This is a genomic window from Pontiella sp. (assembly GCF_041622395.1).
Taxonomy (GTDB): Bacteria; Verrucomicrobiota; Kiritimatiellia; order Kiritimatiellales; family Pontiellaceae; genus Pontiella.
The window spans coordinates 1-4,486 of the sequence record NZ_JBFJYW010000304.1 but is presented as its reverse complement, the minus strand read 5'-3'; the positions used below and the strand labels follow the sequence as shown (position 1 = coordinate 4,486).

Genomic DNA, 4,486 nt, shown 5'->3' with positions numbered 1-4,486 from the left:
GGATTTGGCCGAATACCTCGAAAAAACCGGGCTAAAGGTCCAATATCTGCACTCCGACATCGATGCGCTCGAGCGCGTCGACATTCTGCGCGAGCTGCGCAGCGGAACGGTCGACTGCCTGATCGGCATCAACCTGCTGCGCGAAGGGCTCGACCTGCCCGAGGTGTCGCTCGTCGCGATTCTCGACGCCGACAAGGAGGGCTTCCTGCGTTCCGAAACCGCGCTGGTGCAGACCGCCGGGCGCGCCGCGCGCCACATCGACGGGCTCGTCATCATGTATGCCGAAAAGATTACCGACTCGATGCAGCGCATGCTCGACAAGTGCGACCACCGCCGCCAAAAGCAACGCGCCTACAACGAAGAGCACGGCATTGTGCCGCAGGCGATCAAAAAGGAGATCGCCGACAGCCTCAAGACGATCTACGAAACCGCCGAGGAGACGGTCGAACTCGCCGTGGCCGAGGACGGCGTCGAATACAGCCTCAGCGAAACGATCCACCAGCTGCAGCAGGAAATGCTCGAGGCCGCCGAAGCGCTCGAGTTCGAGCGCGCCGCCACCCTGCGCGACCAGATCACGGCGCTGGAATCCAAGGCCGGCTAGCGCCATTCCCCGGCCCGCCTCGGCGGGGCAAGTGGCCGAGCTTTTGGTTTGAGGCCGATGATTGCGCCGTGATACATGTTTGAGGCATGTCGCTGAATTTAAAACATAGTCTGGCCGCGGCGTTGCTGATGCTGGCATCGTTTTCGTTTGGAGCCGGGGTCTTTTATGTCGACCGCGACTACCTTGGGGATGCCCCGACGGGCGATTCGTGGTTCAGCGCATTCCCCACCCTGCAAGGCGCCATCGATGCCGCGGCCGCGGCCGGCGGCGGCGACGTCTGGGTGAAGAAAGGGGTCCACAAACCCGCGGGCGACAGCCGCAACGCCACCATTTTGATGAAGAAGGGCGTTTCCCTCTATGGCGGCTTCCGCGGCACGGAAACCGCGCTCGACCAGCGCAACCCCAAGGCCAACCGGACCATCCTCAGCGGAGACCTCGGGCGCGCGGCCATCCCGACCGACAACGCCTACCACGTGCTGACGGGCGCCTCCGACATCCGGATCGACGGCTTCACCATCTCGCATGGCAACGCCAACGCCGCCGGCGAAGAGCGTTTCGGCGGCGGCCTGCTGCTTCCCGAGGAGTCGCGCAACGTGACCGTCGCCAATTGCACCTTCGAGCGAAACGGGGCGGAAAGCGGCGGCGCCATCCATGCCAAGAGCAGCAACCTCACCGCCACCAACTGCACCTTCTACTCCAATTCCGCCGAAACGGGCGGGGCTATCGCGGCCCTGCGCACCTCGAAGATCTACGTGGTCGACTCGATCTTCTCCGCGAACTATGCCCCCACCGCCGGAGGCGCCATCGCCCTCGGGACCGATACCATGGCCCTGATCAAGGATTCGAACTTCCTCTTCAACACCACCGACGCCATCGGCGGCGCCATCGTGGCGGTCTCCGACCGCAAGGCGGGCATCCGGCTGGAAATTCACCAATCCATCTTCAACGGCAACACGGCGAAACAAAATGGCGGCGCGCTCGCCTTCCGCGGCAGCATTTCCCCGGTCGTGGCCGACTGCGTGTTCACGAAAAACCTCAGCAACAACGGCTCGGGGGCCATCGCGCTCGAGAGCGGCGCTTCGGTGGAGGTCACCAACCCGAAATACGCCAACAACAAAGGAGCAACGGGCCGCGGCGAGATTGGCCGGTACGACGCGCCCTCCGTTGCCGCAACGACGGAACCAGCGCAACAGCCCGCCCCCATCGTAGCCAAGCCCAAGCCCGAACCCGAAAAAGTGCCCGTCTACGTCCCCAAGCCCGAACCCAAGAGCCCGCTCGCCGACGTCTTCGTCCACAACGCCCAGGACATCAAGGTCAAGCTCCGCGGCATCGTCGCCACGGCGGACTACACCGTGCTGGCGCTCGGCGACCTGACCGACCCCCGCTTTACCGAATTCTACCGCAACATCGAAGCCGCCGCCATCGACTATGCCCCCAAGGGCGTCGGCTTCCACTATCTCTACCGCTTCCTGCGCCACCCCGAAAACAACGGCTACATCCAACCCTTCAACCGGCAGGAGCGGGCCCGCCACATCAAGATTGCCGATTCAACCCTCTTCACCAAGGTGCCGTGGCTCTACGATACGATGGATAACCAGGCGGCCGAGGCCCTCGACCCCCGCGGAATCAACAACCTCTTCGTCTTTTCCGGCAAAGGCGAACCAATCTACGAAGGTTCCATCTCCGATGCCGACGGGCTCCGCCGCGCGCTCGCGAACGTGGCCGGAACGCTCGACACCCCGACCGATCCGAACACGCTGCCCGAAACAACCCTCAAGCCGATCGATCTGCCGGAAGCCCAGTTCGTCGAGCGGCCCGAAATCTCCCTCGCCGCCCAATTCCTCCCGCTGGAAATCACGCCGCTCGACCCCAACGCCCCCCACTACGTGAAGCTGCGCATCGAGGGCGACAAAGCGCTGCGCGAAAGCGGAAACGGGAACATCTACCTCGGGTTCCACATCGACCCGCTCTACCAGGTGAGCTGGAACAATCTGGGCGACCCGCTCAAGTATGCCCTCAAGACCCCCGCCGGCGTGATCGCCCCCTCCATGAACACCGCCCCGCGCATCACCCAGCAGGCCACCGACACCGAGCCGCGCGAATTCATCCTCGAAGCCCGGAAGCTCGACCGATCGAAACCCATCCCCCTGCAAGTCGTCTATTCCGTGCACGACGGCAACTCCCGCCGCAACATCGACATGGTCCAGCAATACCACATCTATTTGCAGGCCGACCGCTTCGGCGGCGAGGTGATCGGCCGGCAAACCGCCTTGCCCAGGAAAGGGGCCGCCGCCCAAAGCACCGCGCGCTCGGGGAGCGGCTTCGCAAACCTGCTGAACAGCTACGACCTCGACCGCAACGGCAAGTTTTCCAGCGACGAAGTCATCGGGTACATGAGCAAGAACTTCAAGCAGATCGACGCCAACAACGACGGCTTCATCGAAGAAAACGAATATATCGAATACCGCAACAAGCGCGAATAGGGCCTATCCCGCCCCGTCCACGCGATCGGCCTCCTGCCGGCGGATCGCCTCCTCGTGGATCGACTGCATCACCTGCAGCACGAAATCCTCGGAAAGTTCCAGCGCCAACCCCTTGCGAACGCGGTCTTCCAAAATCGCCTGCCAGCGATGCGGCTGCAGCGTTGAAACATTCTGCTGCGTTTTCAAGCGCCCCATCTCCTCCACAATCTCCATGCGGCTTCCCAACAGCTCCAGCATCTTGCTGTCCAGCTCGTCCACCGCCTCGCGCAACGCGCTCATGCGGTTCATGAACACCGCGCTGTCGCTCTGCTCGTGCGGCAACTGCAGTTGGCCGACCATCGAAAAGAAACGCTCCGGCGTCAGCTGTTGCGACGCATCCGAAAGCGCCGCCGGCGGATTCGGATGGACTTCCACCATCAGCCCATCGAACAACAGGTCCATCGCCTCCTGCGCAATCGTCGGAACCAGATCCGCCTTGCCGCAGATATGGCTCGGGTCGCAAATAATCGGCACCTCCGGCATCCGGCGCATCAGCTCGATCGGCATCTTCCACGCGGGCGCATTGCGGTAACGCATCTCCAGCGACGAACTCACCCCGCGGTGGATCGCACCCAGCTTCGTAACCCCCGCATTCGCCAGCCGCTCGATCGCCCCGATCCAAAGCCCGATGTCCGCGCTCATCGGATTCTTCACAAACACCGGAACATCCGTCCCGCGCAAAGCATCCGCGATCGCCTGCACCGAAAACGGATTCGTCGTCGTCCGCGCACCGACCCACAGCACATCCAGGCCATACTCCAGACACGCCTCCACATGCGAGGGATCCGCAACCTCCGTCCCGATCTTCAGCCCCGTCTCGCTACGCGCGCGGTCCATCCAGCCCAACCCCTTCAGGCCCACCCCCTCGAAACTGCCCGGTCGCGTCCGCGGCTTCCAGATGCCCGCACGAAAAAAGCCCACGCCCTTCCCCGCCAACGCCCGCGCCGTTTCCAACACCTGCAACTCACTCTCCGCGCTACACGGCCCCGCCGCCAAAAACACCCGGTCGACGGGAAAACCCCACGCCTTGATTACATCCTTGCCCATAGCCCATTCCTTTCACTTATAAACGAAAACATCCTCCCACGGATCGCCCCCCGGTGCAATCACCCCGCCAACCAAATGCACCCCGTCGCTCGGTCGCAACCCTGTAGACCCGATTCCCCACCGGGCGAAATGGAGCTTTCACCGCGCCCCCCCCCCTGTGGGTGCGACATAGCTCCGTATTCCGATGCGGAGTAACCCCGGAGTTCCAATCCACGCGCCGCGTGAGGGGCGCGACGCCGGACGGAGTAGCTCCGCATTCCGATTCGGAGTTTCAACCCACGCGCCGCGTGAGGGGCGCGACGCCGGACGGAGTAGC

3 protein-coding genes are annotated in these 4,486 nt (G+C 63.5%); 2 read left to right on the top strand and 1 reads right to left on the bottom strand.

Going from position 1 to position 4,486, the window contains the following annotated elements:
• On the top strand, positions 1-601 hold a 601-nt coding region (locus ABYO54_RS14430), incomplete at its 5' end, for a helicase-related protein (protein ID WP_372808947.1).
• A gap of 86 nt (positions 602-687) precedes the next feature.
• The gene (locus ABYO54_RS14425) at positions 688-3,084 is read left to right on the top strand and encodes a right-handed parallel beta-helix repeat-containing protein (RefSeq protein WP_372808946.1); all 2,397 of its coding nucleotides are present in this window, start codon (positions 688-690) and stop codon (positions 3,082-3,084) included.
• A gap of 3 nt (positions 3,085-3,087) precedes the next feature.
• Here the strand turns inward: ABYO54_RS14425 and ABYO54_RS14420 are convergent, their stop codons facing one another.
• Positions 3,088-4,170 (bottom strand): chorismate mutase, encoded by a 1,083-nt coding sequence (locus tag ABYO54_RS14420; protein ID WP_372808945.1) that lies wholly within the window; start codon positions 4,168-4,170, stop codon positions 3,088-3,090.
• Positions 4,171-4,486 lie beyond the last annotated feature (316 nt).